General features: G+C 73.8%; 24 protein-coding genes. 11 read left to right on the forward strand and 13 right to left on the reverse strand.

The genetic code is table 11. The annotated features are described in order from the left end of the window. Positions 1-23: 23 nt before the first annotated feature. Together ACRB68_RS30020 and ACRB68_RS30025 are read right to left on the reverse strand one after the other, a co-directional pair. Entirely contained in the window at positions 24-1376 is a 1353-nt protein-coding gene (locus ACRB68_RS30020; RefSeq protein WP_153538447.1) for a polysaccharide lyase 6 family protein, read from the reverse strand. A gap of 138 nt (positions 1377-1514) precedes the next feature. After that, the gene (locus ACRB68_RS30025) at positions 1515-2408 is read right to left on the reverse strand and encodes a LysR family transcriptional regulator (protein WP_328594960.1); all 894 of its coding nucleotides are present in this window, start codon (positions 2406-2408) and stop codon (positions 1515-1517) included. 117 nt (positions 2409-2525) lie between these two features. On the opposite strand from ACRB68_RS30025, the gene ACRB68_RS30030 reads away from it, so the two are divergent. The 3 genes from ACRB68_RS30030 (at position 2526) to ACRB68_RS30040 (ending at position 4138) form a co-directional block, all read left to right on the forward strand. After that, on the forward strand, positions 2526-3452 hold the full coding sequence (locus tag ACRB68_RS30030; protein WP_153538451.1) for a zinc-binding dehydrogenase: 927 nt from the start codon (positions 2526-2528) through the stop codon (positions 3450-3452). A gap of 14 nt (positions 3453-3466) precedes the next feature. Next, positions 3467-3901, forward strand: a complete 435-nt coding sequence (locus ACRB68_RS30035) for a PaaI family thioesterase (RefSeq protein ID WP_153538453.1) — start codon at positions 3467-3469, stop codon at positions 3899-3901. A 66-nt stretch (positions 3902-3967) separates the two neighbouring features. Beyond that, entirely contained in the window at positions 3968-4138 is a 171-nt protein-coding gene (locus ACRB68_RS30040; RefSeq protein ID WP_153538455.1) for a hypothetical protein, read from the forward strand. Between the two features lie 17 nt (positions 4139-4155). On the opposite strand, the gene ACRB68_RS30045 is transcribed toward ACRB68_RS30040, so the two are convergent. Together ACRB68_RS30045 and ACRB68_RS30050 are read right to left on the reverse strand one after the other, a co-directional pair. Then, positions 4156-5733 (reverse strand): YfjP family GTPase, encoded by a 1578-nt coding sequence (locus ACRB68_RS30045; protein WP_153538457.1) that lies wholly within the window; start codon positions 5731-5733, stop codon positions 4156-4158. Then, positions 5730-7454 (reverse strand): GTPase family protein, encoded by a 1725-nt coding sequence (locus tag ACRB68_RS30050; protein ID WP_235960404.1) that lies wholly within the window; start codon positions 7452-7454, stop codon positions 5730-5732. Before ACRB68_RS30050 ends, ACRB68_RS30045 begins: the two co-directional genes overlap by 4 nt. Positions 7455-7562: 108 nt before the next feature. On the opposite strand from ACRB68_RS30050, the gene ACRB68_RS30055 reads away from it, so the two are divergent. The 4 genes from ACRB68_RS30055 to glgX all read left to right on the forward strand — a co-directional run bounded on the left by ACRB68_RS30055 (position 7563) and on the right by glgX (position 11579). Then, complete coding sequence (locus ACRB68_RS30055) at positions 7563-8108, forward strand: DUF4262 domain-containing protein (RefSeq protein WP_153538459.1); 546 nt, start codon at positions 7563-7565, stop codon at positions 8106-8108. Between the two features lie 10 nt (positions 8109-8118). Next, positions 8119-8631, forward strand: a complete 513-nt coding sequence (locus ACRB68_RS30060) for a GNAT family N-acetyltransferase (protein WP_153538461.1) — start codon at positions 8119-8121, stop codon at positions 8629-8631. A gap of 17 nt (positions 8632-8648) precedes the next feature. Next, entirely contained in the window at positions 8649-9383 is a 735-nt protein-coding gene (locus ACRB68_RS30065; protein ID WP_194293510.1) for an SUKH-4 family immunity protein, read from the forward strand. A 96-nt stretch (positions 9384-9479) separates the two neighbouring features. Further along, positions 9480-11579 (forward strand): glycogen debranching protein GlgX, encoded by a 2100-nt coding sequence (gene glgX / locus ACRB68_RS30070; RefSeq protein WP_153538465.1) that lies wholly within the window; start codon positions 9480-9482, stop codon positions 11577-11579. A gap of 13 nt (positions 11580-11592) precedes the next feature. On the opposite strand, the gene ACRB68_RS30075 is transcribed toward glgX, so the two are convergent. Continuing rightward, the gene (locus ACRB68_RS30075; RefSeq protein WP_328595066.1) at positions 11593-12000 is read right to left on the reverse strand and encodes a hypothetical protein; all 408 of its coding nucleotides are present in this window, start codon (positions 11998-12000) and stop codon (positions 11593-11595) included. A 138-nt stretch (positions 12001-12138) separates the two neighbouring features. Beyond that, positions 12139-12837: a dihydrofolate reductase family protein gene (locus ACRB68_RS30080; RefSeq protein ID WP_153538468.1), complete on the reverse strand. Its 699-nt coding sequence runs from the start codon at positions 12835-12837 to the stop codon at positions 12139-12141. A gap of 54 nt (positions 12838-12891) precedes the next feature. Here ACRB68_RS30080 and ACRB68_RS30085 point away from each other — a divergent pair, with 54 nt between their 5' ends. Then, complete coding sequence (locus tag ACRB68_RS30085) at positions 12892-13965, forward strand: ATP-dependent DNA ligase (RefSeq protein WP_153538470.1); 1074 nt, start codon at positions 12892-12894, stop codon at positions 13963-13965. A 1-nt stretch (position 13966) separates the two neighbouring features. Here the strand turns inward: ACRB68_RS30085 and ACRB68_RS30090 are convergent, their stop codons facing one another. Continuing rightward, positions 13967-15670 carry an alkaline phosphatase D family protein gene (locus tag ACRB68_RS30090; protein WP_153538472.1) on the reverse strand — a complete coding sequence of 568 codons (1704 nt, stop codon included), beginning with the start codon at positions 15668-15670 and terminating at the stop codon, positions 13967-13969. Positions 15671-15900: 230 nt separating this feature from the next. Here ACRB68_RS30090 and ACRB68_RS30095 point away from each other — a divergent pair, with 230 nt between their 5' ends. Continuing rightward, positions 15901-18234, forward strand: a complete 2334-nt coding sequence (locus ACRB68_RS30095) for a HelD family protein (RefSeq protein ID WP_153538474.1) — start codon at positions 15901-15903, stop codon at positions 18232-18234. Here the strand turns inward: ACRB68_RS30095 and ACRB68_RS30100 are convergent. Then, positions 18206-19600, reverse strand: coding sequence for a sulfatase family protein (locus tag ACRB68_RS30100; protein ID WP_328594961.1), 1395 nt, complete (start codon positions 19598-19600; stop codon positions 18206-18208). The genes ACRB68_RS30095 and ACRB68_RS30100 overlap by 29 nt on opposite strands. A gap of 145 nt (positions 19601-19745) precedes the next feature. On the opposite strand from ACRB68_RS30100, the gene ACRB68_RS30105 reads away from it, so the two are divergent. Further along, positions 19746-21194 carry an aldehyde dehydrogenase family protein gene (locus ACRB68_RS30105; protein WP_153538476.1) on the forward strand — a complete coding sequence of 483 codons (1449 nt, stop codon included), beginning with the start codon at positions 19746-19748 and terminating at the stop codon, positions 21192-21194. 42 nt (positions 21195-21236) lie between these two features. Here the strand turns inward: ACRB68_RS30105 and ACRB68_RS30110 are convergent, their stop codons facing one another. From ACRB68_RS30110 to ACRB68_RS30120, 3 genes are read right to left on the reverse strand one after another with little or no spacing between them, the layout of a single operon-like run. Then, complete coding sequence (locus ACRB68_RS30110; protein ID WP_153538478.1) at positions 21237-21440, reverse strand: hypothetical protein; 204 nt, start codon at positions 21438-21440, stop codon at positions 21237-21239. A gap of 52 nt (positions 21441-21492) precedes the next feature. Further along, complete coding sequence (locus ACRB68_RS30115) at positions 21493-21990, reverse strand: GNAT family N-acetyltransferase (RefSeq protein WP_328594962.1); 498 nt, start codon at positions 21988-21990, stop codon at positions 21493-21495. A 45-nt stretch (positions 21991-22035) separates the two neighbouring features. After that, entirely contained in the window at positions 22036-22716 is a 681-nt protein-coding gene (locus tag ACRB68_RS30120; protein ID WP_153538480.1) for a FadR/GntR family transcriptional regulator, read from the reverse strand. A gap of 248 nt (positions 22717-22964) precedes the next feature. Between ACRB68_RS30120 and leuA the strand changes: the two genes are divergently transcribed. Beyond that, entirely contained in the window at positions 22965-24638 is a 1674-nt protein-coding gene (gene leuA / locus ACRB68_RS30125; protein ID WP_153539322.1) for a 2-isopropylmalate synthase, read from the forward strand. 126 nt (positions 24639-24764) lie between these two features. Here leuA and ACRB68_RS30130 read toward each other — a convergent pair whose 3' ends face one another. Together ACRB68_RS30130 and ACRB68_RS30135 are read right to left on the reverse strand one after the other, a co-directional pair. Then, positions 24765-24953, reverse strand: coding sequence for a DUF4236 domain-containing protein (locus ACRB68_RS30130; protein WP_153538482.1), 189 nt, complete (start codon positions 24951-24953; stop codon positions 24765-24767). 86 nt (positions 24954-25039) lie between these two features. Continuing rightward, positions 25040-26416 (reverse strand): NAD(P)/FAD-dependent oxidoreductase, encoded by a 1377-nt coding sequence (locus ACRB68_RS30135; protein WP_194293511.1) that lies wholly within the window; start codon positions 26414-26416, stop codon positions 25040-25042. Positions 26417-26429: the final 13 nt, after the last annotated feature.

Below are 26429 nucleotides of genomic sequence, written 5' to 3' on the forward strand. Positions count from 1 at the left end.
GCGTGCCGCCCGCGGGGCTCCGGTCACTTGGCGGCGGGGCCGACGCGGGCCGCGGTCAGCGGCGTGTCGATCGGCGCGGCGGTGCTGAACTCGTCGGCGCCGACGTCCTTGCCGCGCGCGGGCCGCGGCTGGCCGTCGATGTCGACGGTGACCGCCGGGACGCCGGTGGCGTCGACGGCGCGGCCGATCGCCGGGCTGCGGTCGGTCAGCCGGTAGATCTCGCCGGCCCGGACCAGGCGGGCGTCGCCCTTGAGGTATCCGGCGGGGACGCCGGAGACGCTCGGCGAGTCGATCAGGTTGGCCGTCCACTTCCACGAGCCGTCGGTGGTGAGCCGCACCTGGGCGCTCTTCAGCAGGTTGTCGGCGAACAGCACCCCCTTCGGCGCGCCGGTGTAGCTGCTGGTCACCGGCCCGACGATGGTGTTGTAGGCGAGGACGAGCCGGTCGGCGGGCGCGTGGTCGCTCTTGAAGCCGCCGATGGTGAGCGCCCCGGCGTAGTTCCCGTAGACCTTGTTGTCGGCGTCGTGCACCCGGATACCGGACGTGCCGAGCAGGAAATTGCCGTACACGCTGTTGTTCTTTCCGGCGCGCAGCACCAGCCAGCCCTTGCTGGACCGGAAGGTGTTGTAGCGCAGGGTGTTGCCCGAGGACTTCACCGACAGCGCCTCGGCGTCGCCGTCGGCGTGCTCGAACAGGTTGCGCTCGATGCGCGCCTTGGCGACCAGGGCGGCCTGCGCGCCGTAGCCGAGCCGGATCGACTCGCCGCCGTTGGCGCCGGCGTACCGGTGGTCGGCGAACAGGTTGGCGTAGACGCGGGTCCGCTGCGGCATCGCCGTGGCGTCCCGGAAGATCTGCAGGTAGACGCCCTGGGAGCGCTTGCCCTGGAAGGCGTTGTGGTCGACGGACACGTCGTCGGCCGCCACCGACACCCAGTTGTTCTTGCCGGGGCCCTCGGCCAGCCGGAACACGTTGCGGGTCAGCCGCGTGCGGGGGGCGCTCGCGGGCACCTCGACCGGCACCGACTGCCGGAAGACGAAGCCCGACAGCGTGACGCGGTCGGTGCCCGACAGCTCGAACCCGGCCGTGCCGGTGAGCGTCACCTTGCCCACCTGCGCCGCCCGGACGGTCAGGTCGCGGGCGCCGCGCACGGTGATCGGCCGGTCGACCCGGTAGGAGCCGGCCTTCAGCACGATCTCGTCACCGGCGGCGGCGCGGTCCACCGCCCGCTGGAGCGCCGCGATCGAGTCGACGGGGACGGTCCGGTGCGCGGCGACCGGCCGCGCCGTGACCGGGTCGGCCGACGCCATGACGGCGACGGTCCCGCCGGCGGCCAGCACCGCCGCGCCTCCGATGCCGGCCTTCACCAGGAAGTTCAATGGATCCACCTTGATCGACTTCAGGACCAGGGCAGTCTAAAGCCGTTCCGCGCGGCATTCTCGAAGTCGCGGAAATATTCATCCGATGTGCACGGTTTCCGCTTCCCCCGCGCGGTGCGCCGTGACTCCGCGAGCGGATCAGTCCACCGGTGCGGCCGGGGCGGTGAACTCCTCGGCGCAGGCGTCCAGGAGGGCACGGGCCGCGGGCCCGGGGTTCTCGCCGGTGACCAGGTAGGTCGTGACGCTGAGGCCGGGGTCGTCCAGCGGGCGGACGGCGATCCGCCGGGTGGACACGATGCGCCCGGTGGCCTCGTACAGGACCGTCCACGAACCGTCGGAGAAGGCGATCTCGACCAGGGTGTCCTGCAGCCCGGTGAACGGCGGGCCGAGCCGCGGCTCGAATCCCGCGGCCCGGCAGGACGCCATGATCTTGTCGACGAAGGTCGCGTTGTCCTCGCGCGGGACGAGACGCAAAGGAAGCCCGCCGAGATCGCGCAGCCTGAGCCGCGCATTCGCCGCCAGCCGATGGGCCGCCGGAATGGCGGCGACCACCCGGTCCTCCCACAGGGGCCGCAGCCGCACGCCCGGGACGGGCGCCGCCGACCGGATCAGCGCGGCGTCCAGGGCGCCCGAGCGCACCCGCTCCAGGCGCTCGCGCGGGCTCACCTGGACCAGGTTCACCGAACCGCCCGGCAGGCGCCGGCCGAACAGCTCCAGCAGCACGTCCAGCCGCTCCCCGAGCACGTCGGCGGTGCCGAGCCGCAGCACGCTCCCGCCGTCCTCGCGGACCGCCGCGGCGGCCCGCTCGACGGCCGACATGATCGCCCTGGCCTCGGGCACCAGCCGCATCCCCGCGGCGGTCAGGGCCACCTGGCGCGAGGTCCGGTCGAACAACCGCACCCCGAGGCCGCGCTCCAGCCGCTGGATCTGCTGGCTGACCGACGGCTGCACCACGTTGAGGCGTTCGGCCGCGCGGCCGAAATGCAGTTCTTCCGCCACCGCGAGAAAGCATTCCAATTGCCGAAGGTCCACTACCGCCCGCCCCGTCGATCACCATCAATGATCGCAGCGATAACCGATTGCTCCTTGGTGGCCGGTACCGCTTCTGATTCATTGGTATCGCAACGTCATACTCGCACGGAGGAGAGCATGCGCACAATTATCGGCACACCGGGCGGTATCGCGCCGACCGCGTTCGGCGAGGCCGCGGAGCCCCGCCCCGGACCGGGCGAGGCGCTGGTCGCGGTCCGCGCCTTCTCGGTCAACCGCGGCGAGCTGGCGCTGCTCAAGGCCAGGGCCGCGGGGTGGCGGCCGGGCCAGGACATCGCCGGCGTGGTGGTGGAGCCGGCCGGGGACGGCTCCGGGCCGCCCGCCGGGGCCCGGGTCGTCGGCCTGGTGGAGGGCGCGGGCTGGTCCCGGCTCGCGGCCGTCCCCACCGGCCGGCTGGCCGTCCTGCCCGACGGCGTCACCATCGAGCAGGCCGCCACCTTGCCCATCGCCGGCCTGACGGCGCTGCGCACCCTGCGGATCGGCGGGAACCTGCTCGGCCTGCGGGTCCTGGTCACCGGCGCCAACGGCGCGGTCGGCCGCTTCCAGGTCGAGCTCGCCGCCCGCTCGGGCGCGCGGGTGAGCGCGGTCACCACCCGCGCCGGCCTGGTCCGCGACGAGCTGCGCGGGCTCGGCGCGCACGAGACCGTCGCGGCGGTGGACCAGGCGGCCGGGCCGTTCGACCTGATCCAGGAGTCGGTGGGCGGCGAAGCGTTCAATGCGGCCGTCAAGCAGATCGTCCCGGGCGGCACCATCGTGGTCCTCGGCACCAGCTCCGGGGAGCCGGGGCGGCTGGCGGTCTACGACTTCATCGGGCACGAGGGCGCCCGCGTCCAGAACTACATCTCCTACGCCTCGACCGACCCGGTCGACCGGGACCTGCGGATCCTGGTGGACCTGGTGGCCGACGGGCGGCTGCACCCGACGATCGGGTTCAGCGGCGACTGGTCGGACCTCAACACCGCGATCGAGCTGCTGGCCGAACGCAAGCTCGACGGCGGCAAGGCGGTCCTGGTCATCCCCGACTAGCCACGGAGGCGCACATGGCTTCATCCGTACAGAGCATCAACGAACGGATCGCTCCCGGCTCCATCTGCTGGGCGTGCGGCCCGGCCCGTTCCGACGGGCTGGGGCTGCGGCACCACCCGGCCGGCAAGGGCGTCACGGCCGAATGGCAGGGCGGCGCTTTCTACGAGGGGGCGCCGGGCCGGCTGCACAACGGCCTGCTCGCCGTCCTCTTGGAGGAGGTGTCCGGCTGGGCGGCGATCCACCACGTGCTCCAGGAGCGCGGCAGGCTGAACGGCATCCGGATCCTCGGCCTGGACGTCGAGTACCTCGACGTCGTGCCCTCGGACGAGCCGGTCACCCTGGAGGCGATCCCGGAGTCCTGCGAAGGGGACGTGGTCACCACCAAGGCCGTCCTGCGGGTGAAGGACATCGTGCTGGCCACGGCGACGGCCCGCCTGGCGGCGAACTGAACACCTGGACGGCCCGCCTCCCTTTCGCATTCCCTTTTCCTTGCCCGCACTAAACCCCTACCTGAAATGACCTCAGCGCAGCACGACCCTGTCCCGGAAAGCGCACCCGCCGAACCGGGACTGCAAAAGCGGCTCGGCCTTTCCGACGCGGTGACGGCCGGTCTCGGGGCGATGATCGGGCCGGGGGTCTTCGCCGTGCTGGCCGCCGGAGCCGCTGTCTACGCTCTGCGCACCTGACGTTCGTCCCGTGGTGGTCAGCCCGCGCGGGCGCGGGCCAGGTCGCCGGTGAACTCGGTGAAGCGGGCGCGTTCGTCCTCGGCCGGGCCGAGGACGAGCCGCTCGCCGACATCGGCGACCGCCGCGCGCAGCGCCCGGGACGCCTTGCGGGCGCGGCGGCGCCCGCCGACCCATGCCAGGCCCCGGAACAGCAGGGCGAGCAGCAGGCCGGCGAGGACGCCGCCGAGCAGCAGGGCGGTGGGCCAGGGCACGTCGCCGGCCTCGGGCGTCGGCGGTTCGGGCAGCCGCAGGTAGCCGACGAGGAACAGCGCGAACAGCCAGAGCGCGCCGACGACGGCCGCGGCGAACACCACCCACTGGAGCACCCCCGCGAGGGTCCACCAGCGGGGCCGGCGGGCCGCGTCCAGGGAGGCGGCGGCGACGGCCTTGTCGAGCGCCTCGGCGAGCTCGTCGTTCTGCGCGCGCGCAGCCTCCCGGACCGACCGGGCCCACGGCTCGGGCAGCCCGGTGGCCAGTCCCGCGCCGGCCTCGCGGACGGCGAGGTCGACCGCGGACTTCTGGACGGCCGTCCCGGCCGGCAGCGAGGTGCGCCCGCCGCCAAGGCGCAGGCGGCGCAGCGGGTCGGCGCGCAGCCGGCGCAGCCACCGGGTCGCGGGCCAGCCGGTCGCGGCGGCCGCACGGTGCCGGTGCGCCTTGCCGACGGCCGCCACGATCGCCGGCACCCCGGCCGCGTCGGCGAGGGCGGTGGTGAGCGGCCCGGCCAGGCCGCCCGCCGGTTTCCCCGGTTTCGCGGTCGACCCGGCGGCCTTGGCGAGCCCGTCGGCCGCGGTGGCGGCGTCGGCGGCGAGCCGCGCCGCCCACAGCCGCCGCGCGGAGACCCGGTCGGCGAGCAGCGCGCGCAGCTCGGGCAGGCCCTGGCCGGTGCGGGCGGACACGCCGAGGACGGGCACCCCGGCCAGGCCGTCGTCGGCGAGCAGGCGGCGCAGGTCGTCCAGGCAGCGCGCGACGGCGCCGCCGGGCAGCCGGTCGACCTGGTTGAGCACGACGACCATGACGTCGCGGTGCCGCGCCAGAGGCCGCAGGTAGCGTTCGTGGACGGCCGCGTCGGCGTACTTCTGCGGATCGAGCACCCACACGAGCATGTCGACCACGCCGACGAGCCGGTCCACCTCCAGCCGGTGCGCCACCTCGATCGAGTCGTGGTCGGGCAGGTCGAGCAGCACCAGCCCCGACAGGGCGGTGTCGGGTTCGGCGGTGTGCCGCTTGGGCACCCGCAGCCAGTCCAGCAGCGGGCCGGACCCCTCGGGGTCCCAGCGCACCGCCTGCGCGGCCGAGGTCGTCGGGCGGGTGACGCCGACGTCGGCCAGATCGGTGCCGGACAGGGCGTTGAACAGCGACGACTTGCCGCTGCCGGTCGCGCCGGCCAGGGCCGCGACGCTGTGCTCGGCCGACAGCGCGGCGCGCGCCCCGGCCCGCGCGACGACCGCGCGGGCGTGTTCGACGGGCGCCTCGTCCAGCCTCCCCTCGGCCAGCGCGGCGGCCGCGCCGAGCGCCGACAGCCGTTCGTCCAGTGTCGGGCGCCGCCGCGGCCTCATCGCGCCTCCCCTTCGGGCAGCTCGCGCCGGTGCGCGTGCACGGCCGCCGCGGCGGCGCGCAGCGGTGCGCTGTCGGGGACGGCCACCTGGTCCAGCAGCGCGGTGAAGCGCTCCTCCTCGGCGTCCAGCAGCGCGCGGACCCGGCGGCGCAGGTCGTCGCGGGCACTGTCGGTGAGGCCGCGGACGGCCTGGTCGCCGAAGACCGCCTCCAGCAGCTTCTGGCTGAGCACGCCGGTGCCGCCCGCGATGCCGATCTCCAGCCCGCTGAGGCCGCCGGTGGAGGCGAACACCCCGATCATCAGCAGCAGCCCGAGCCCGTTCACCCCGAACGAGGCCGCGCGGGCGACGCCGCGCCGGTCCGCGCCCTCGGTGCGCACCAGCTCCAGCACGTACCCCTGCCAGTCGCGGACGGCGGCGTCCACCCGGTCGCGCAGCTCCGGCGAGGCCCGGCCGAGCCGGCCCGCCGCCGCCACGCCCGCGCGTTCCAGCAGGTCACGGCCCGCCGGGGTGGCCAGCCACGCCTCCACCGCGCGCTCGGCGGCGCCGTCGGCGACCGAGCGGATCAGCGATCCGACGCCGCTCTCCAGCGCGGTGCGCAGCTCCCGGGCGGTCGCGGGGCGGCCGCGCAGCGCGGCGGTGATCCGGTCGCGCAGCCGCCCGACGCGCGACTCCAGGCCGCGCATCAGGTCGCCGGTCCCGACGAAGTCCTGCCAGCGGGCGAGGACCTCGCCGCGCAGCAGCGTGCCGTCGCGCATGCCCTCGTCGAACGCCGTCATCGCCGAGGCGTAGCTCCGGCCGGCCAGCGCCCGCAGCTCGCCGGCGCCGAGCCGCTGCCGGTCGGCGGCGTCGGCGAGCGCGGGGACTCGCACCGCCAGGCTGTCCAGCGCGCCCGACAGGGTGCGCCGGACGACCTCGGCGCGGGCCTGCGCGTCGGCCGACAACCCGTCCAGCCACTGCCGGACCGGCCGGACGGCCGCGGCGGGCAGCCGGGTGCTCTCGGCGGGCAGGTCCAGCTCGGGCACCGCGAACAGCGGGGTGCCGCCGAGGCCGTGCTCGTCCAGCAGCCGGTTCAGGTCGCGGCTCACCGGGCCGAGCGCGTCGCGCGGCACCCGCTGCAAGATGATCGCGAGGGCGGTGCTGCGCTCGTGCGCGGTGCGCAGGAACCCCCAGGGCACCTCGTCGGCGTAGCGGGACGCGGTGGTCACGAACAGCCAGAGGTCGGCGGCGGCGAGCAGCTGGGACGCCAGCTCGCGGTTGGCGGTGACGACCGAGTCGATGTCGGGCGCGTCCAGCAGCGCCAGCCCCGCCGGGACGGCCTCGGTGGTGACGACCTTCAGCGTGCCGGGCTCGCCGCGGCCGTGGCCGGTGACCCGGGGCAGGCCGGGCAGCACGTGCGCGGACAGGAACCACCGCGCGTCGGCCGGGTGCACGACCAGGGTCGGCGCGAGCGTGGTCGGGCGCAGCACGCCCGCCTCGGTGACGTCCGCCCCGGCCAGCGAGTTGACCAGGGTGGACTTGCCCGCGCCGGTGGAGCCGCCGACGACCGCCAGCAGCGGCGCGTCGATCGCGGCCAGGCGCGGCAGCAGGTAGTCGTCGAGCTGCCCGGCCAGCTCCCGCAGCGCGCGCCGGTCGGCCGCGGCGTCCCCGATCGCCAGCGGGAAAAGATCATGATCGAGCCGGTGCCTCAGCTCCAGCAGCGCCGCCGACAACCCATCCGCCATACGCCCGGCCTTCCCCGCCAGGCGCGCTCGCAACGCTCCGGCGGCGACTATCTGCGGGACGCGCCGGCGGCGGGACCGTTCACCGAAAATGATCGTAAGCTGAAAGTCATGTCCGACGGCCCCCCGCCCTGCCACTGCGTGCTCTGCCACGACTACGGCGACCGCGACCGGATGGACAACTTCCTGCTCCGCACGATCGTGCACATCACCCAGTACGGCTGGAGCGTCGTGCTCGTCCCCGGCGACGACGGTCCCGGCTGGGCCTACACCGTCGGCCTCTGGCACAGCCACCGGGCGCCCGAGCTGGCCATGTTCGGCGGCGACGTGTACGAGACCGAGGAGATCTTGAACGCGCTCGGCCGGCGCACCGCCGAGGGCGCCGGGCCGGTCGCCGGCGGCCGGCTGGACGACGCCGTGCGCGGCCGCCCCGCCGCGTTCCGCGCGGTGGAGCAGCCCTGGTACCGCGCGCTGCTCCCGGGGGCGGTGTCGTTCTACCGCCGCCCGCCGCTGGAGTTCCTCCAGGTGGTGTGGCCCGACGAGGGCGGTCTGTTCCCCTGGCAGCCCGGCACCGAGCTGCCGTTCCGCCATTCCCAGCCCTGGCTTTGGCTTCATCCACGCCAGCATCCGGCCGGATCTTGGACTCGGCATCTGTAAGGTCGGCACAATGTTCGGACCGATCGCCGCGCCCGTCCAGACGCAGCGGCTGCTGCTGGAACCCCTCGGCGCCCACCACGCCGAGGAGATGACGCAGGTGCTGGACGACCTGCGGCTCCACGACTTCATCGGCGGCGCCCCGCTCCCGCTCGGCGAGCTGCGCGCGCGCTACCAGCGCCTGGCCGCCGGGCCCGCGCCGTTCCACCAGGAGGGCTGGCTGAACTGGATCGCCCGCCGCCGCCGCGACGCGCAGGCCGTCGGCACCGTGCAGGCCACCGTCACCCCCGGCGTGGACGGCCTGTCCGCGTCGGTCGCCTGGGTGATCGGCACGCACTACCAGGGGTTCGGTTTCGCCACCGAGGCCGCCGCCGCCGTCACCGGCTGGCTGCGCGGCCACGGCGTCACCGCGCTGTCGGCGTCCATCCACCCCGCCAACGCCGCCTCGGCCGCCGTCGCCCGCAAGCTCGGCCTGCGCCCGACCGGCGACCTGGCCGACGGCGAGATCGTGTGGCGGGACCGGTGAGCGCGGGGGCGATGAGCATGACGACGATCGAGGACCGGCTGCACGAGGCGTTCACCGCGCCGCTGGACGAGGTGGTCGACGCGGAACGCCGCTGCGCCTTCCCCGCCGACCCCGTCGGCTCCTGGGACCTGCCCGCCGACGACCGCGCGGCGCTGCTGCGCTGGGGCCTGCCGACCGACATCGCGCTGCGGCCCGCGCCGCAGCCCGGCCGCGAGCCGCTGCTGGTCCCCAACCTGGCCGGGCCGCAGGAGCGCCGCCTGGCCTCCCCCGGCCAGCGCCTGTACGACCTCGGCCGCTGGGGCGGCTCGGGCGCGACGCCGCGGATCGGCGCGGTCGCCGGCGACGGCCGCGTCCTCGCCGTCCGGGACCGGCCGGTCACCGCCGCCGACCTGCCGCTGCCGCTGCGCGGCATCTACCGCGACCTGTACCGGCCCGCCGTCGCCTACCTCAACGCCTCGGTCGCCCGGTTCGTAGAGGTCGCCTGGCGGTGGAGCGCCGCGGCCGGGCCGCTGCGCGAGCTGACCGAGCCGCCGGTGCCCGGCACCCGCGCCGAGCTGCTGGAGCGGCACGGCTCGGCCGAGCGCGCGGCGGCGGTCATGTCGGCGTGGGAGGACGCCGCCGACGCCCATCTGGAACGCGCCCGCGACTGCGAACGGCGCGCCCTGGCGGGCGTGCGGGCCGTCGACCCGACCATCGGGCCGGGCGGCGCCGAGTCGCTGTGGCTCGAGGCCGTCTACGACCGCCCATGTTGATGATCGGGCTGACGGCCGCGCGTTCGCGGAGTACACATGGCGGACGGGTAGGTCACAATCGACGCGGCCGTGAACACTGAACCGAGGAGCGGGACGATGCCGGAGGTCTGGCCTGGCGAGCCCTACCCGCTGGGCGCCACCTGGGACGGCACGGGCACCAATTTCGCGCTGTTCTCCGAGGTGGCCCGGCGGGTCGAGCTGTGCCTGTTCGACGGGGGCGGCCGGGAGACCCGGCACGAGCTGCCCGAGGTCGACGGGTTCGTCTGGCACGGCTACCTGCCCGGCGTCGGGCCCGGGCAGCGCTACGGCTACCGGGTGCACGGCCCGTACCGGCCCGAGGACGGCGACCGCTGCAACCCCGCCAAGCTGCTGCTCGACCCCTACGGCAAGGCCGTCGCGGGCAGCCTGCGCTGGCACGAGTCGCTGTTCTCCTACCGGTTCGCCGACCCCGACGCGCTGAACACCGACGACAGCGCCCCGTACATGCCGAAGAACGTCGTCATCAACCCGTTCTTCAACTGGGGCGACGACCGGCCGCCGCGCATCCCCTACCACGAGACCGTCATCTACGAGGCGCACGTCAAGGGGCTGACCAAGCTGCACCCGGGCATCCCGGCCGAGCAGCGCGGCACCTACGCCGGGCTCGCGCACCCGGTGATGATCGACCACCTGAGGAACCTCGGCGTGACCGCGGTGGAGCTGATGCCGGTGCACCAGTTCGTGCCCGAGCACGCCCTGGTCGCGCGCGGCCTGACGAACTACTGGGGCTACAACACCATCGGGTTCCTCGCCCCGCACAACGCCTACAGCGCCTCGGGCCAGTACGGCGAGCAGGTGCTGGAGTTCAAGGCGATGGTCCGCGCCCTGCACGAGGCCGGCATCGAGGTGATCCTCGACGTGGTCTACAACCACACCGCCGAGGGCGACCACCTCGGGCCGACGCTGTCGTTCCGCGGCATCGACAACGCCGCCTACTACCGGCTGCGCGACGACGACCGGCGCTACCACCTGGACTACACCGGCTGCGGCAACTCGCTGAACGTGCGCAGCCCGCACGCGCTGCAGCTGATCATGGACTCGCTGCGCTACTGGATCCTGGAGATGCACGTCGACGGGTTCCGGTTCGACCTGGCCTCGGCGCTCGCCCGCGAGCTGCACGACGTGGACCGGCTCGCGGCGTTCTTCGACCTGGTCCAGCAGGACCCGGTCGTCTCGCAGGTCAAGCTGATCGCCGAGCCGTGGGACGTCGGCGAGGGCGGCTACCAGGTGGGCAACTTCCCGCCGCTGTGGACCGAGTGGAACGGCAAGTACCGCGACACCGTCCGCGACTTCTGGCGCGGCTCCTACGCGACGGTGCCCGAGTTCGCCTCCCGCCTCACCGGCTCCTCGGACCTGTACGAGCACAGCTCGCGCCGCCCGTTCGCCTCGATCAACTTCGTCACCTGCCACGACGGGTTCCCGCTGCAGGACCTGGTCTCCTACGACGTCAAGCACAACGAGGCCAACGGCGAGGGCAACCGCGACGGCACCGACGACAACCGCTCCTGGAACTGCGGCGCCGAGGGGGAGACCGGCGACCCGCGTATCCAGGAGCTGCGCGCGCGCCAGAAGCGCAACTTCCTGGCCACGCTGTTCCTGTCGCAGGGCGTGCCGATGCTGTCGCACGGCGACGAGCTCGGCCGCACCCAGCTCGGCAACAACAACGCCTACTGCCAGGACAACGAGCTGGCCTGGGTGCACTGGGACGACACCGGCGAGCTGGAGTTCGTCCGCACCCTGACCCGGCTCCGCGCGGAGCACCCGGTCTTCCGCCGCCGCCGCTTCTTCCAGGGCGCCGGCCCCGGCAGCGACAACCTCGCCGACATCGTCTGGCTGACCCCGGCGGGCGAGCCGATGACCGGCCGCGACTGGGACGCCGGGTACGCCAAGTCGCTCGCGGCGTTCCTGAACGGCGACGCGATCACCGAGCCGGACCCGCGCGGCCGGCCCGTCCGCGACGACTCGTTCCTGCTGCTGATCAACGCGGGCGCCGCGCCGCTGGACTTCGCCCTGCCCGGCGCCGCCTACGGGGAGCGCTGGGAGTTCGTGCTGGACACCGCGGCGCCGCGCACCGCCGGCGAGCGGCGCCGGCTGAAGGCCCGCGACCACGTGCAGCTCACCGACCGCTCCCTGGTCGTCCTGCGCCGCCTGGCCTGAGCCGGACGGCCCTTCAGGGGCGGCTCCCGGCGTTGATCGCGGTGACCAGGACCAGGACCAGGGTGGCCGCCGCGACCAGGCCGTGGATCACCACCGCGGCGGCCGGGAACGGCTGGTCGGTGCCGCGCGCGTGCCGGCCGCCGTGGCCGATCAGCCAGCGGGTGAACAGCAGCACGCCCTGCGCGATCGTCACCAGCAGCGCCGCGAACGCCGTCCAGGCGTAGACGGCGGCGCCCGACAGCAGGTAGCCGATCCAGACCAGCAGGCCGAGCACGGCGGCGCTCGGGTGGCCGACCAGGATCAGCGCCGGGAACCGGGTGACCTTGGTCGCCTGGCCGCGCAGGCCCCCGTTGGCGAACCACATCAGCAGCAGGTACAGGCCGGCCGACGCGGCCAGGATCCATGTGACGAGTGCGACCACGTCCAATCCCCGGCTCCTTTCCGCCTCTCGCGCCCCAGTGTCCCCCGGACCGGCGGACGTGACGACCGAAACGTGAAGATGACGGCACGAACCGTCACCGAGGGATCGAGTTATGTCCCCTGACCTGCTGTTCTCCGGTCACCCGGCTGGCCGGTAGCGGACGAACAGGACGCCCTCGTCCAGGTAGAGGGCCGCCGGGTCGAGGGCGACCTCGCCCGGCAGCCCGTTCAGCAGCCGGGTGTGGCGGGCGCCGCCGAGCAGGGCCGGGGCGATGTTCAGGCACAGCTCGTCGGCGAGGCCCGCGCCGATCAGCGCGGTGGCGAGCGCCGGGCCGCCCTCGCAGAGCAGCCGCTCGTGGCCGAGGTCCTCGCGCAGCGCCCGGACGGCCTCGGCGAGGTCGACGTCGTGCTCCCCCGCCGCCACCACCTGGACGGGCACGTCGCGAGCGGCCGCCGCGGCGCGGGACGTCACCACGATCGTCGGGGTCTCGGCGGCGGTGAACAGCGGCAGCGTCCAGTCCAGCTCCAGCGAGCGGCTCACCACCACGATCGGCGCGGGCGGCCCGCCGCGGCGCGCGCGCAGGTCGGGGCGGAGCCGGGCGGGGCCGAGCCGGCCGGTCCGCACCGTCGCGGCGCCCACCAGGATCGCGTCCGCGAGGGCGCGCAGGGTGCGGAAGACGCGGAAGTCGGCGTCGCCGCCGAGGCCGTCGGTCCAGCCCTCGGCGTCGGTGACGGTGCCGTCGACGCTCATCACCATGCCGATCCGCAGCGCCGGCGCGTCCGCGTACGCCTCGTAAGGGTCCACGTCGGCGGCGGGCTCGGGCAGCAGACGGCGCATGAGCTGCAAGGTTAGCGGATCGTTTTTGTCGGGGGCGGCGGGCAGGATGAGGGTATGGACCTGCCGATCAGCCTGCCCTTCTCGCCGATGCTGGCCAAGGCCGTCAAGGCCATGCCGCAGGGCGAGGTGCTGTACGAGCCGAAGTGGGACGGGTTCCGCTGCGTCGTCTTCCGCGACGGCGACGAGGTGGAGCTGTCCAGCCGCGGCGAGAAGCCGCTGACCCGCTACTTCCCCGAGCTGGTGGAGGCGGTGAAGCGCGAGCTGCCCGAGCGGTGCGTCGTCGACGGCGAGATCGTCATGCGGCAGGGCACCCGGCTGGACTTCGACTGCCTGCAGCAGCGCATCCACCCGGCCGCGTCGCGCATCACGCTGCTGTCGGAGCAGACGCCGGCCTCGTTCGTCGCGTTCGACCTGCTCGCGCTCGGCGACGAGTCGCTGCTGGAGCAGCCGCTCGGCGAACGGCGGCGGCGCCTCGTGGAGGCGCTCGCGAGCGTGCGCGCGCCGGTCCACGTCACCCCGGCCTCGGACTCCTACGAGCAGGCGCTGCGCTGGTTCGACGAGTTCGAGGGCGCCGGGCTGGACGGGGTCCTCGCCAAGCCGCTGGACGCCCCCTACCAGCAGGACAAGCGGGTCCTGTTCAAGATCAAGCACGAGCGCACCGCCGACTGCGTGGTGGCCGGCTTCCGCTGGCACAAGTCCGGCCCGATCGTCGGGTCGCTGCTCCTCGGCCTCTACAACGCCGAGGGCGTCCTGCAGCACGTCGGCGTCGCCGCGTCGTTCACCATGAAGCGCCGCGCCGAGCTGGTGGAGGAGCTGAAGCCCTACCGGATGGACGACTACGCCGGCCACCCGTGGGAGGGCTGGGCGCGGCAGACCGAGAGCACCGCCGACCGTATGCCGGGCGCGGTCTCGCGGTGGACGGGCAAGAAGGACCTGTCGTGGGTGGCGCTGCGGCCCGAGCTGGTCGTCGAGGTCGCCTACGAGGCCATGGAGGGCGACCGGTTCCGCCACACCGCCCGGTTCCGGCGCTGGCGCACCGACCGGACGCCGGAGTCCTGCACCTACGAGCAGCTGGAGGAACCGGTCGCCTACGACCTCGACGACATCCTCGGCGGGCCGAACCCGTGAGCTACGGGCGCCGGTTCTCGCTCTCGATGGTGTATTCGATGATGTCGCTCGGGTCCTCGGCGGTCGCCCGCACGCTCGTGTAGGGCCGCAGGTAGGTCTGCTTCAGGCCGGGCACGCGGTCGTGGATGACGAAGGTGGCCTTGGTGGAGGCGGCGGCGCCGGGCGTGCGGACGGTCGGCACCGTCTTGAAGTCGGCCCGCATCTCGTCCTTGCCGATCCGGGTGATCACGTAGCCGCGCTGGTTGTTGTAGAAGCGCAGGTGCTTGTTGATCTTGAGGTAGGGGTGGTCGGCGGGGTTGGAGTCGGCGCCGTCGCCGCCGCTGGTGATCGAGCTGCACACCAGCTCCGAGCCGACCGTCCTCGACGAGGGGTCGTCGTAGTCCGCCTTCAGGTCGCTCGCCCAGTGCGCGTGCACGTCGCCGGTCAGCACGACGGGGTTGCGGACCTTGGCGGCGACCCAGCCGTCGGTGATGCGCTTGCGGGAGGCCACGTAGCCGTCCCAGGCGTCCTGGCTGGTCTTCTTCAGCGGCCCGGCGTCGCTGTCGCGCTGGGCGAAGAACACCTGCTGGCCGATGACGTCCCAGCGGGCCTCGGAGCGGCGGAAGCCGTCCAGCAGCCACTTCTCCTGCTTCGCGCCGGTGATGCTGCGGGCCGGGTCCGCGGCGGCGGGGCAGACCTTGTTGCCGTCGCCGCAGGCCTGGTCGTCGCGGAACTGGCGGGTGTCGAGCATGTGGAAGCCGGCCAGCCGGCCCCAGCGGACGCGCCGGTAGATCTGGATGTCGGGGCCGTGCGGCACCGAGCCGCGCCGCAGCGGCATGTTCTCGTAGTAGGCCTGGAAGGCCGCGGCGCGGCGCTTCAGGAACTCGTCGCGCTCGGGGGTGTCGGACCCCTCCTCGGGGACATCACCGGCCCAGTTGTTCTCCACCTCGTGGTCGTCGAACACCACCAGCCACGGCGCGGCGCGGTGCGCGGCCTGCAGGTCGGGGTCGGACTTGTACTGCGCGTGCCGCTGCCGGTAGCCGGCGAGCGTGACGGTCTCGGGCCCCTCGTGGTCGCGGACGTTGCCGCCGGGGATCTCGTAGGAGTCCTTCGCGTACTCGTACTGGTAGTCGCCGAGGTGCAGGATCAGGTCGGGGTGCTCCTCGGCGAGCCGCCGGTAGGCGGTGAAGTGGCCGTGCTCGTACTGCGAGCACGACACGAACGCCATGGCCAGGGCCGGGCCGAAGGTGCCCGGGTGCGGCGCGGTGCGGGTCAGGCCGGCCGGCGAGACGTGCTTGCCGGTCTTGAAGCGGTACCAGTATTCGCGGCCGGGGCGCAGCCCGGACAGCTCGACGTGCACGCTGTGCGCGGACGCGGGGCGGGCGTCGGCGGTGCCGTGGCGCACGACGCGCCGGAAACGGGCGTCCTCGGCGACCTGCCACTGGACCGGGACGGTCTTGGCCGGCATGCCGCCGAGGCCGTTCTCGGCGAGGGGCCTGGTGGCGAGGCGGGTCCACAGCACGAAGCCGTCGTGGCTGGGGTCGCCGGAGGCGACGCCGAGCGTGAAGGGGTCGCCGGGCCGCGGCGCGCGGCGGGTGGCGGGGGCGGCCTGCGCGGTGCCGCCGGTGAGGGCGAGCCCACCCGCGGTGATGCCGGTGGTGATGAGGCCCGTGTTGACGAGAAAGGAGCGGCGGTCAAGTCCGGACAAAAGGGAACCGTCGGTCATCGAGTGGCCTTTCGGAGAGTCCGACTGTGCTCGCCGGACAGCCTTGCCAGCACCGATGGCCGTCACGTTCCACCCAGATGACGCGCGTTCCAACAGAAGTGATCAGAAGTGATCGAACACAGGAGTACCCGCCTGCGGCGGAACTGGAACACACAAAGGGTGCTACGCTAGCGCCTTGCAAATACGCGCATACGTAACACCCATCCTATGAGCAGGAGCGTATAAGACACATGGGAGTTCGTCAAGTCAACCCCGTGGAGACCGAGCAGGCCTACGTGTCGCGCGTCTACGCCCGGCTCGACACCGAGCGCGGCGAGGCCGAGCGGATCCTGCGCTCGGGCCCGGGTCGCGGCGGCGGCGCCGGCTTCCAGGCGCAGGTGGAGCGCCAGGTCGCCACCGAGGAGGCGGCCCGCCGCCTCGCCCGGCTGGCCGGCGTCGAGCGCGCCCTCTGCTTCGGCCGGATCGACCACCGCGCGGACGGGGACGAGCCCGGCGACACCTTCTACATCGGCCGGATCGGGCTGCGCGACGAGCACCGCGAGCCGCTGCTCATCGACTGGCGCGCGGCCGCGGCGCGCCCCTTCTACACCGCCACCGCCACCTCCCCCGGCACCCTGGCGCGCCGTCGCCACCTGCACCTGCGCGGCCGCGAGGTGGTCCGGCTGGACGACGAGGTGTTCGACCTGGCGGGGATGTCGGAGGCCGACCGGAGCACGATCGTCGGCGAGGCCGCGCTGCTGGCCGCGCTGCGCCGCGGGCGCACCGGCCGGATGGGCGACGTCGTCGCCACCATCCAGGAGGAGCAGGACCAGGTGATCCGCTCCGCGCTGCAGGGCGTGCTGGTCGTGCAGGGCGGGCCGGGCACCGGCAAGACCGTCGCGGCCCTGCACCGCGCGGCCTACCTGCTCTACACCCACCGCGACGTGCTGGAGCGGCGCGGCGTCCTGGTGGTCGGGCCGAACGCGACGTTCCTGCGCTACATCGAGCAGGTGCTGCCCGGCCTCGGCGAGACCGACGTCGCCCTCGCCACGGTCGGCGAGCTGTACCCGGGCGTCCGCGCGACCGCCGCCGACTCCCCCGGGACGGCCGTCGTCAAGGGCGACCTGCGCATGGCCGGGCTGATCGAGGCCGCCGTGCTGGACCGCCAGCGCGCCCCCGAGGGCGGCCTGGCGGTCGAGGCCGACGGCCTCACCCTGACCGTGGACGCGGAGACGGCGCTGAAGGCCCGCGACCGGGCGCGCGCGCTGCGCGCCCCGCACAACATCCAGCGCCGCCTCTACGTCCACGAACTGCTGGACGCCCTCGCCCTGGACCGGGCCGAGCAGTACGACCGCATGACCGACGAGCCCCTCCAGGAGATCATGAAGTCGGGCACCCCGGCCTGGCTGCAGGAGCTCATGGACGAGGCCGAGGAGACCCCGCTGCTGGACGAGGAGGACCGCCGCCTGTCCAAGGAGGAGCTCTGGGCGGACCCGCTCGTCCGGTCCGCGATCGACGCCCTGTGGCCCGAGCTCTCCCCGCAGCGCCTGCTGGACGACCTGTTCTCCTCCCCCGAGACCCTGCACCGCCTGGAGTCCGGCCTCTCCCCCGCCGAGCTGGACGCCCTGGTCCGCCCCGCCGGCTCGCCCTGGACGGTCGCGGACGTCCCGCTGCTCGACGAGGCCGCCGAGTGGCTCGGCCAGGACGACACCGCCGAGCGCGCCCGCGCCCGCACCGCCGCCGAGCAGCGCGCCGAGGAGGAGAAGTACGCCCGCGAGGTGATCGAGTCGGCGGGGCTGGAAACGGTCGACGCCGCCTTCCTCGCCGACCGCCACCACGACGACGGCCCGCCGCTCACCACCGCGCAGCGCGCCGCCGCCGACCGCGAGTGGGCCTACGGCCACGTCATCGTGGACGAGGCGCAGGAGCTGTCGGAGATGGCCTGGCGCGCGGTCATGCGGCGCATCCCGACGCGCTCGCTGACCGTCGTCGGCGACATCGCGCAGACCGGCAGCCCGGCCGGGGCGCGCTCGTGGGGCCAGATGCTCGACCGGTACGTGCCGGGGCGCTGGCGCGAGCAGCGGCTGCTGGTCAACTACCGCACCCCCGCCGCGATCATGAAGGTGGCGGCGGACGTCCTCGCCGCGGTCGCGCCGGACCAGACGCCGCCCGAGCCCGTCCGCGACGACGGCCCGCCGCCGCGCGCGCTCCGCCTGCCCGCCGGGGAGCTCCCCTCGCTGGTGGAGGCCGAGCTGGCCGAGATCGGCGACGGCCGCCTCGCGGTGGTCTCCTCGGGCGCCTGGCACCCGGCCGTCCTCGCGGCGCTGCCGGACGCCGAGGCGGGCGCGACCCCCGAGGCGCTGGACTCCCCGGTCGTCGTGCTGACCACCGGGGAGGCCAAGGGGCTGGAGTTCGACTCGGTGATCGTCGCCGACCCGGCCGGGATCATCGCCGAGTCGCCGCGCGGCGGCCAGGACCTCTACGTCGCGGTCACCCGCGCGACCCGGCGCCTCACCGTCGTCCACGACGGCGACCTGCCGGACTGCCTGTCCCTCCTTACGGATACGGCAGCAGATCCTTGTTGATCTGCTCCCAGCGGGCGGCGAGGTCCGTCAGCACCTCGGGCCGGCGCCGGGCCAGGTTCGCCTGCTCGCGCGGGTCGGCGGCGAGGTCGTACAGGGCGTCGCCGCCCGCCGCGCGCAGGTACTTCCAGCGGCCCCGGCGCAGCGCGCGCGAGCTCCTGGTGCGCCAGAACAGGTCGTGCCCGGGGGCCCGCGCGCCCTTGAACAGGTAGGGGACGAGGCTGGTGCCGTCCAGCGGGTGCGAGGCGGCCGGGGCCACGCCCGCGACCTCCAGGATCGTCGCGGTCCAGTCCTGGGTGATGACGGGGACGTCGCTGACCTGGCGGGGCCGGACGCGCGCGGGCCAGCGCAGGATGTTGGGCACCCGGATGCCGCCCTCGTTCAGGCTCGCCTTGGCGCCGGTGAGCGGCCACTGGTGCGACCAGCGCTCGCCGCCGTTGTCGCTGGAGAACAGCACCAGGGTGTCCTCCTCCTGGCCGCTGTCCTTCAGCGCGCGCAGGACGCGGCCGATCGCGGCGTCCATCGCCTCGACCATGCGGCGGTAGGTGTCCAGCGAGCCGCCGTCGTCGTGCCAGAGGGCGCGGCGGTCGCCGGCCTTGACGCGCGCGGTGATCTCCGCGCTGACCTCGCGGTCGCCGGGCGCCTCCCACGGCCAGTGCGGCGCGGTGAAGTTGAGGTTCAGCAGCCAGGGGCCGTCGTGGTCGCGGCGGATCCAGGCGGTGGCGCGGTCGGCGATCGTGTCGGTGTAGTAGCCGAGGTCCTCGGTGCGCACCTCGCCCTCGTACAGGTCGACGCCCTGCTCGGTGATCTTGGAGTAGTAGTCGACGGCGCCCGACAGGTTGCCGAAGAAGGTGTCCCAGCCCGACTTGACCGGGCTGTACCAGGGCAGGAAGCCGCAGTGCCACTTGCCGAACATCGCGGTGGCGTAGCCCGCGCCCTTCAGCAGCGAGGCCAGCGTCGGGTGCTCGGCGGGGATGCCGTGCAGCTCGTTCGGCGCCGCGATCGGCTCCTCCAGGCCGCCGCGCAGCCGTCCCGGATAGCGGCCGGTGTAGAGGCCGAAACGGGTGGGCGAGCAGACGGCCGCCGCCGAGTAGGCGTCGGTGAACCGGACGCCCTGGGCGGCCAGCCGGTCCAGGTGCGGCGTGCGGATGTGCGGCGATCCGTAGGAGCCGAGATCGGCCCAGCCCAGGTCGTCGCCCAGGATGACCAGCACGTTCGGCCGCCGGACGTTCTTGCGGCGCACGTCGGCGCGGAACCGCCGCTCCAGCGTCCGCGCCTGCGCGGTCCCCTCGTTCAGCACGACGCCGGCCGCCGCCACCGCCCCCATCGCCGCGACCACGCCGCGGCGCCCCACTCCGGTATCGGACACGCCGGAACCCACTTTCCCTACTAATTTGGTTAAGTATCCCGGAATAGTAGGGAATCCGCCGATCAGTCCGCAACCGGGCACTTCCCCCGGAGCGGCAAGCAAGCGTACGCTTGCTTGCCGTAGAGACGGTTCCGAAGGGACGGCGATGACACAGCTGCGCGAGTACTCCAACCTGATCGGCGGCGAGCTGCGGCCGGCCGCGGGCGGCGGCACGCTGGGCTCGGTCGACCCGGCCACCGGCGAGGTCTGGGCCCGGGTCCCGCGCAGCACGGCACCCGACGCCGAGGCCGCCGTCGACGCCGCGCGCGCCGCGTTCCCCCAGTGGTCCGGCCTGCCCGCCGCGGCCCGCGCGCACTACCTGCGCAAGGTCGCGGGCGTGTTCGCCAAGAACGCCCAGGAGCTGGCGGAGCTGGAGACGCGCGACAACGGCCGCACGATCAGCGAGACGGCCAAGCGCGACCTGCCCGGCATGACCTACCTGTGGAACAACGCCGCCGCCGAGTGCGCGGCGGCGGCCGAGGGGCGCAGCGTGGACTTCGGGGCGTCCAGCCTGGGCGTCACCCGCCGCGAGCCGTACGGGGTGACGCTCGGCATCATCCCGTGGAACTCCCCCATCTCCACCCTGTCGGCCAAGGCCGCGTTCGCGCTGGCGGCGGGCAACACCGTGATCATCAAGCCGGCCGAGCAGGCCACGGTGTCCTCGCTGCGCGTCGGCGAGCTGCTGAAGGACGTGCTGCCGCCCGGCGCCCTCAACATCGTCTCGGGCCTCGGCGAGGAGGTCGGCGACCCGCTGGTGCGCAGCCGGCACGTCAACAAGATCAGCCTGACCGGCTCGGTGGACACCGCCCGGATCATCACCCGCGCGTCGGCGGACGCGCTGAAGCCGCTCGCGCTGGAGCTCGGCGGCAAGTCGCCCAACATCGTCTTCGCCGACGCCGACCTGGACAAGGCCGCCGCGGGCGTCACCACCCAGGCCATCTTCACCGCCAACGCGGGCCAGATCTGCTACGGCGGCTCGCGCATCCTGATCCAGCGGCCCGTCTACGACGAGATGCTGCACCGGATGAAGGCGATCGCCGCGGGCATCCGGCTCGGCGACCCGATGTCGTCCGGGACCTCGATGGGCCCGATCGTGTCACGGGAGCAGTTCGAGCGCGTCACGTCCTACCTGGAGATCGGCGCCAAGGAGGGCGCCGAGCTGGTCTTCGGCGGCCGGTCCGGCGCCGAGGCCGTCGGCGACGAGCGGTTCGCCGGCGGCTACTGGGTCGAGCCGACCCTGTTCGCCACCGACGACAACGCGCTGCGGATCTGCCAGGAGGAGATCTTCGGCCCGGTCGCGGTCGTGCTGCCCTTCGACACCGAGGAGGAGGCCCTGGCGATCGCCAACGACTCGGTCTACGGCCTGGCCGCCGGCGTGTGGACCCGCGACCTCGGCACCGCCCAGCGCATGTTCCGCGGCCTGGAGACCGGCACGGTCTGGGTCAACACCTTCCGCAAGGTGATGTTCCCGCTGGAGGGCGTGAAGGACAGCGGCTACGGCCACGACTCCGTCCTCGCCTACACGCGCGAGAAAAGCGGCCTGTTCGAGTTCTGACGCGGCGGCGCGGGCGGGGCGGCGCCCGCGCGCGCCTGCGGGTCAGACCTCGCGCTCCAGGGCGAGCATCGTGGACGGGCCGTCGGCCGAGACGATCGCCGCGTAGGCGTGCGCCAGGTTGGCCAGCGACGCGGCGTCCCGCGCGCCGGCGTCCTCGGCCATTTCCTCGGCCTGGCGGGAGATGGCCCGCAGCAGGGCGGTGCGGGCGGTGGTCTGGGCGTCGTCGGGGCTGTTCTCGCCGGTCATCGGACCTCCCGGGGTTGGGCGACGGGAGGAGGCCTACCCCAGAAGATCGGCGTCAGTCCACCAGGGGGCTGCGGCGTTCCAGGAACACCACGTCCCGCCAGCGCGACCCGCCGCCGAACTCGTGCCGGCCCATCCGCTCGCGGACGCCGACCACCCGGAAGCCGAGCGCCTCGTGCAGCCGCAGGCTCGCGGTGTTCTCCGGGAAGATGCCGGCCTGCAGCGTCCACAGGCCGCCGCGCTCGCTGGAGTCGATCACGGCGCCGAGCAGCGCCCGGCCGACGCCGCGGCCCTGCGCGGCCGGGTGGATGTAGATCGACACCTCGGCGACGCCGCGCAGGACGGGGCGCGGCGAGATCGGCGACAGCGCCGCCCAGCCGAGCACCCGGTCGGCGTCGCGCGCGACCAGGCGGTGCTCGGGGAGCTTGCCCGCCGAGAACGCCTCCCAGGTGGGCGCGGCGGTGTCGAACGTGGCGTTCCCGCCGTCGATCCCGTACTGGAAGATGGCGAGCACCTCGTCGGCGTGCTCGGGCAGCATCGGCAGGATTTCCACGGCAACAGAGTACGGACCGGACAGCGGCCGACAAAACGGCGTCGGTCAGCCGCCCTGCAGGTAGGCCAGGGTCTGCCGCAGCTCGGCGTCGATGACGGCCCGGGCCGCGCCCGGGTCGCGGTCGCGGATCGCCCGGACCAGGCCGGCGTGCGCGGCACGGCCGTGCTCGGCGTCGGCGGCGCGGGCGTCGACCAGGCGCACCAGGTCCAGCAGCCCGGCCCGCAGGACCGGCACGAACTCGGCGAACAGATCGGCCAGCAGCGGGTTGTGCGCGGCGGTCACCGCGGCGACGTGCAGCGCGATGTCGGCGTCGACGAACACCTCGTCGGACGCCTCGGCGACGGCCCGGTTCCGCGCGGCGAGCGCCGCGTCCAGGACGGCCAGGTCCTCGTCCGTGCGCCGTTCGGCGGCCAGCTCGGCGGCCCGCACCTCGATCATCATCCGGATCTCGTAGACGTCGACGACGGAGGCGCGGCGCAGCCGGGCCCGCAGGTCCTCCGCGGGCTCGGTGGCGACGACGAACACGCCCGCGCCCTGCCGGGTCCGCAGCAGCCCGGCGCCCGTCAGCGCCCGGATCGCCTCGCGGACGGTGGAGCGCCCCACCCCGAGCTCCCTGGCCAGGGTCGTCTCTCCCGGCAGCTTCGCGCCGACCGGCCACACCCCGGCGGTGATCTGTTCCCGCAGGTGGGCGGCGGCCTGTTCGACGAGCGGGCTGGGACGGAGCATGGCGATGTGGCCCTTCAACTTGTCTGAGGAGCTGACAAGTGTCTAGAGTACCGGGCATGACGTGGCAGGCGCTTCTTCTCGGCCGCCGCGGCGGGGCCTGAACCGACCGGCACCCCGCCGCGGGGTCCGATGCTGCCGGTCGTCTCTCCGGCACGACGAAGGAACCCCACGTGAACCACGCCCTGCGCACGCCCGCCGGCCCCGTCCCCGACGGCGCGCCCTTCTGGAACCCCCAGCGCGGCGGCTCCATGCCCTCGCACCGTTACCGGCCCGCCCACCAGCGCGTCACGGTGCCCGATTTCGACCGCTCCTGGCCGACCGCCCGGATCACCGAGGCCCCGCTGTGGGTGCCCGTCGACCTGCGCGACGGCAACCAGGCCCTCGCCGAGCCGATGGACCCCGCCCGCAAGCGCCGCATGTTCGACCTGCTGGTGGCGATGGGCTTCAAGGAGATCGAGGTCGGCTACCCCTCGGCGAGCCAGGCCGACTTCGACTTCGTCCGCGACCTGGCCGAGCCCGGCGCCGTCCCCGGCGACGTCACCATCGTGGTGTTCACCCCCGCCATCCCCGAGCTGATCGAGCGCACCTTCGCCTCGATCGAGGGCGTCGAACGCGCCGTCGTGCACCTGTACACCGCGACCGCGCCGGTCTGGCGCGAGGTCGTCCTCGGCCGCGACCGCGACGGCGTGCACCGGCTGGTCATGGACGGCGCCGCGCACGTCGCGCGGCTCGCCGGCGACCGCCCCGGCGTCCGCTTCCAGTTCTCCCCCGAGGTCTTCAACCAGACCGAGCCCGAATACGCGCTGCGGGTGTGCGACGACGTCACCGCCCTGTGGGACGCCTCGCCCGACCGGCCGGTGGTCCTCAACCTGCCCGCCACCGTCGAGATCGCCACCCCCAACCTCTACGCCGACCAGATCGAGTTCATGCACCGCCACCTGGCCCGCCGCGACGCGGTGATCCTGTCGGTGCACCCGCACAACGACCGCGGCACCGGCGTCGCGTGCGCCGAGCTCGCCCTGCTGGCCGGCGCGCAGCGCGTCGAGGGCTGCCTGTTCGGCAACGGCGAGCGCACCGGCAACGTCGACCTGGTCACGCTCGCGCTGAACCTGCACACCCAGGGCGTGGACCCCCGGCTGGACCTGTCCGACATCGACGAGATCCGCCGCACCGTCGAGCACTGCAACCGGCTGCCGGTGCCCGACCGCCACCCCTACGCCGGCGCCCTGGTCCACACCGCCTTCTCCGGCACCCACCAGGACGCCATCCGCAAGGGCATGGCGCACCACGCCGCGCGCGCCGCCGACCTCGGCGTCCCCGCCGCCGAAGCCCCCTGGGACGTCCCCTACCTGCCGATCGACCCGGCCGACCTCGGCCGCTCCTACGAGGCCGTGATCCGCGTCAACAGCCAGTCCGGCAAGGGCGGCATCGCCTACCTGCTGCAGACCGAGCACGGCCTGGACCTGCCGCGCCGGCTCCAGATCGAGTTCGCCAAGGCCGTCCAGCGCGAGACCGACGGCAGCGGCGCCGAGATGACCGCCAAGGAACTGGGCGACCTCTTCCGCACCGAGTACCTGGACCGCGCCGACACCGGACCGGTCCAGCTGACCGGCTGGCGGACGGCGCACACCGGCCCGGAACGGCACGACTTCACCGGCACCCTGCGGATCGACGGCCGCGAGGGCGAATACAGCGGCAGTGGCAATGGGCCGCTGTCGGCCCTGACGGCCGCATTGGGGGCCGCCGGGATCAGGGTCGATGTGCTGGACTACGTCGAACATGCGACTGGGCCGGGGCAGGGGGCGGCTGCCGTCGCCTATGTCGAGTGCCGGGTGAACGGCGTGACGCGGTGGGGTGCGGGACAGGACACGTCGGTGCTGACGGCGTCGATCCGGGCTGTGCTGTCGGCTGTTAATCGCTAGGAGTAGGTGGGGGCTGGGGTTAGACCCTGTCTCTTGTGGGGGCGACCCCCATACCCCCTATAGGCGAGCCCGGGGTCTTTCGGAATGAAAGGTCCCGGGCTCTTTCGAGGCGAAAGGTGGGCAGGCTCAGCGCTTGCCGACCGACCGGCGCCAGGAGAAGCCGGTGCCGGGGATGCGGAAGGTCATCGTCTTCCGGCCGTCCGCGCCCTTGGTGTAGCGCGCCCCGCGGCCGCCGACGCTGTGGCCGACGCCCTGCTTGGAGAAGTTGAGGCGGAAGGGGCCCACCTTCATGGATTTGCGGTAGCTCCAGCCCATCGTGTCCTCCCAGGTTCTGCGTTGCCCGGAGGCTTCCCAGAACGGGACGGTCCATTCCGGTGCGGGTGGGTCCGTGCTCCTTGATGTCAGGTCGGCCGGTGTGACCGCGCACCGCCGGATGACGCGGTCGCCTTCTCGGATTTGCCGCGTTTGGCGGAACCGTCGGAGTGAGCGTCCGCGGCGGGGTAGATGCCCAGCTGCTCCACCGCCGTCAGCGCCGCGTGGGAGCCGGGGACGAGGCCGAAGGAGATCGGTGCGGGCCGCGTGACGGCGTGCATGATCCAGTCGGAGGCGAGCCGCACCTGGTTGCTGAGCGACTCCAGCGACATCAGGTGGTAGGCGCTGGCCACCGCCTTGGCCGGGGCCCCGGTCAGCGGGACGTGCAGCGGGCTGGCGACGCCCTTCAGGCCGCCGAGGTCGGCGACCATGCCGAGGTCGTGGTGGCGGTAGGGGCGGGCCTCCCCGTGGCCGAGCGAGGCGGCGACGTTGCGGGCGAGGGCCGGGCCCTGCCGCATGGCGTGCTGGGCGGTCTGGCCGCACAGGGCGCCGTCGCCGCCGGTCAGGTCCGGGACGGCCGCGGCGTCGCCGAGGGCGAACACGCCCGGATGGCCCGGGACCGCCATCTCGGCGGTCACCACGAGGCGCCCGCGCTCGGTCGGGAGCCCGAGCCCCTCGATGAGGGGGCTGGCCGACACGCCCGCCGTCCACACCAGCATGCGGCAGGGCACCTTGGTGCCGTCGGTGAGCGTCGCCGAGTCGGCGGTCACCTCCTGCACCGACATCCCGAGCCGTACCTCGATGCCCTGGGCCCGCAGCGCCTTCAGCGCCTTGGCCGGCAGGTCGCCGCCGAGCTGGGGCATCACCGAGTCGGCCATGTCGAGCAGGATCCACCGGGTCCTCGTCCGCGGCGCGGCGGCGTCCGCCAGCCGGCGCGCCTGCGCGATGTACTCCGCCCCGGCCAGGCCCGCGCCCACGACGATGAACGTGGTGAGCGCCTCGCGTTCGGCCGGGTCCCGGGTGGTGGCCGCCATGTCCAGGTTGGCCAGCACCCGGTCGACGAGGTACACCGCCTCGGTGATGGTCTTGAACCCGTGGGCGTGCTCCTTGAGCCCGGGGATGTCGAAGATCCTGGTGACGGCGCCCGGCGCGAGGACGAGCCGGTCCCAGCTCAGCTCGCTGTCGCGGTCCCGCGGGTCCCGGACCGTGACCTTCTTCCCGGTCAGGTCGACGTCGGTGACGCTGCCGCGCACGAAGCGGGTGTGCTTGAGGGTCCGCAGCGGCACCGCCACCGACGCCGGATGCACGCGGCCACCGGCGACATGGGGCAGCAGCGGGGTGTAGAGGTGGTAGTTCTTCGGGTTCACCAGGACCAGCTCGGCGGCGCCCCTGGGCAGCCTGCGCTGAAGCGTCCTCAGGAGGTGAAAGCCCCCGAACCCCGCTCCGACGACGACGATGCGTTTCATTTCCTTGTCCCCC

Origin of the sequence: Actinomadura macrotermitis, from assembly GCF_009604375.1 — a bacterium.
In the GTDB taxonomy this organism is placed as follows: domain Bacteria; phylum Actinomycetota; class Actinomycetes; order Streptosporangiales; family Streptosporangiaceae; genus Spirillospora; species Spirillospora macrotermitis.

Coding starts and splice junctions, on each gene's coding strand:
- ACRB68_RS30030 (WP_153538451.1), top strand. CDS start 2,526: ATGCGCACAATTATCGGCACACCGGGCGGTATCGCGCCGACCGCGTTC.
- ACRB68_RS30035 (WP_153538453.1), top strand. CDS start 3,467: ATGGCTTCATCCGTACAGAGCATCAACGAACGGATCGCTCCCGGCTCC.
- ACRB68_RS30040 (WP_153538455.1), top strand. CDS start 3,968: ATGACCTCAGCGCAGCACGACCCTGTCCCGGAAAGCGCACCCGCCGAA.
- ACRB68_RS30045 (WP_153538457.1), bottom strand. CDS start 5,733: ATGAGGCCGCGGCGGCGCCCGACACTGGACGAACGGCTGTCGGCGCTC.
- ACRB68_RS30050 (WP_235960404.1), bottom strand. CDS start 7,454: ATGGCGGATGGGTTGTCGGCGGCGCTGCTGGAGCTGAGGCACCGGCTC.
- ACRB68_RS30055 (WP_153538459.1), top strand. CDS start 7,563: ATGTCCGACGGCCCCCCGCCCTGCCACTGCGTGCTCTGCCACGACTAC.
- ACRB68_RS30060 (WP_153538461.1), top strand. CDS start 8,119: ATGTTCGGACCGATCGCCGCGCCCGTCCAGACGCAGCGGCTGCTGCTG.
- ACRB68_RS30065 (WP_194293510.1), top strand. CDS start 8,649: ATGACGACGATCGAGGACCGGCTGCACGAGGCGTTCACCGCGCCGCTG.
- glgX (WP_153538465.1), top strand. CDS start 9,480: ATGCCGGAGGTCTGGCCTGGCGAGCCCTACCCGCTGGGCGCCACCTGG.
- ACRB68_RS30080 (WP_153538468.1), bottom strand. CDS start 12,837: ATGCGCCGTCTGCTGCCCGAGCCCGCCGCCGACGTGGACCCTTACGAG.
- ACRB68_RS30085 (WP_153538470.1), top strand. CDS start 12,892: ATGGACCTGCCGATCAGCCTGCCCTTCTCGCCGATGCTGGCCAAGGCC.
- ACRB68_RS30090 (WP_153538472.1), bottom strand. CDS start 15,670: ATGACCGACGGTTCCCTTTTGTCCGGACTTGACCGCCGCTCCTTTCTC.
- ACRB68_RS30095 (WP_153538474.1), top strand. CDS start 15,901: ATGGGAGTTCGTCAAGTCAACCCCGTGGAGACCGAGCAGGCCTACGTG.
- ACRB68_RS30105 (WP_153538476.1), top strand. CDS start 19,746: ATGACACAGCTGCGCGAGTACTCCAACCTGATCGGCGGCGAGCTGCGG.
- ACRB68_RS30110 (WP_153538478.1), bottom strand. CDS start 21,440: ATGACCGGCGAGAACAGCCCCGACGACGCCCAGACCACCGCCCGCACC.
- ACRB68_RS30120 (WP_153538480.1), bottom strand. CDS start 22,716: ATGCTCCGTCCCAGCCCGCTCGTCGAACAGGCCGCCGCCCACCTGCGG.
- leuA (WP_153539322.1), top strand. CDS start 22,965: ATGCCCTCGCACCGTTACCGGCCCGCCCACCAGCGCGTCACGGTGCCC.
- ACRB68_RS30130 (WP_153538482.1), bottom strand. CDS start 24,953: ATGGGCTGGAGCTACCGCAAATCCATGAAGGTGGGCCCCTTCCGCCTC.
- ACRB68_RS30135 (WP_194293511.1), bottom strand. CDS start 26,416: ATGAAACGCATCGTCGTCGTCGGAGCGGGGTTCGGGGGCTTTCACCTC.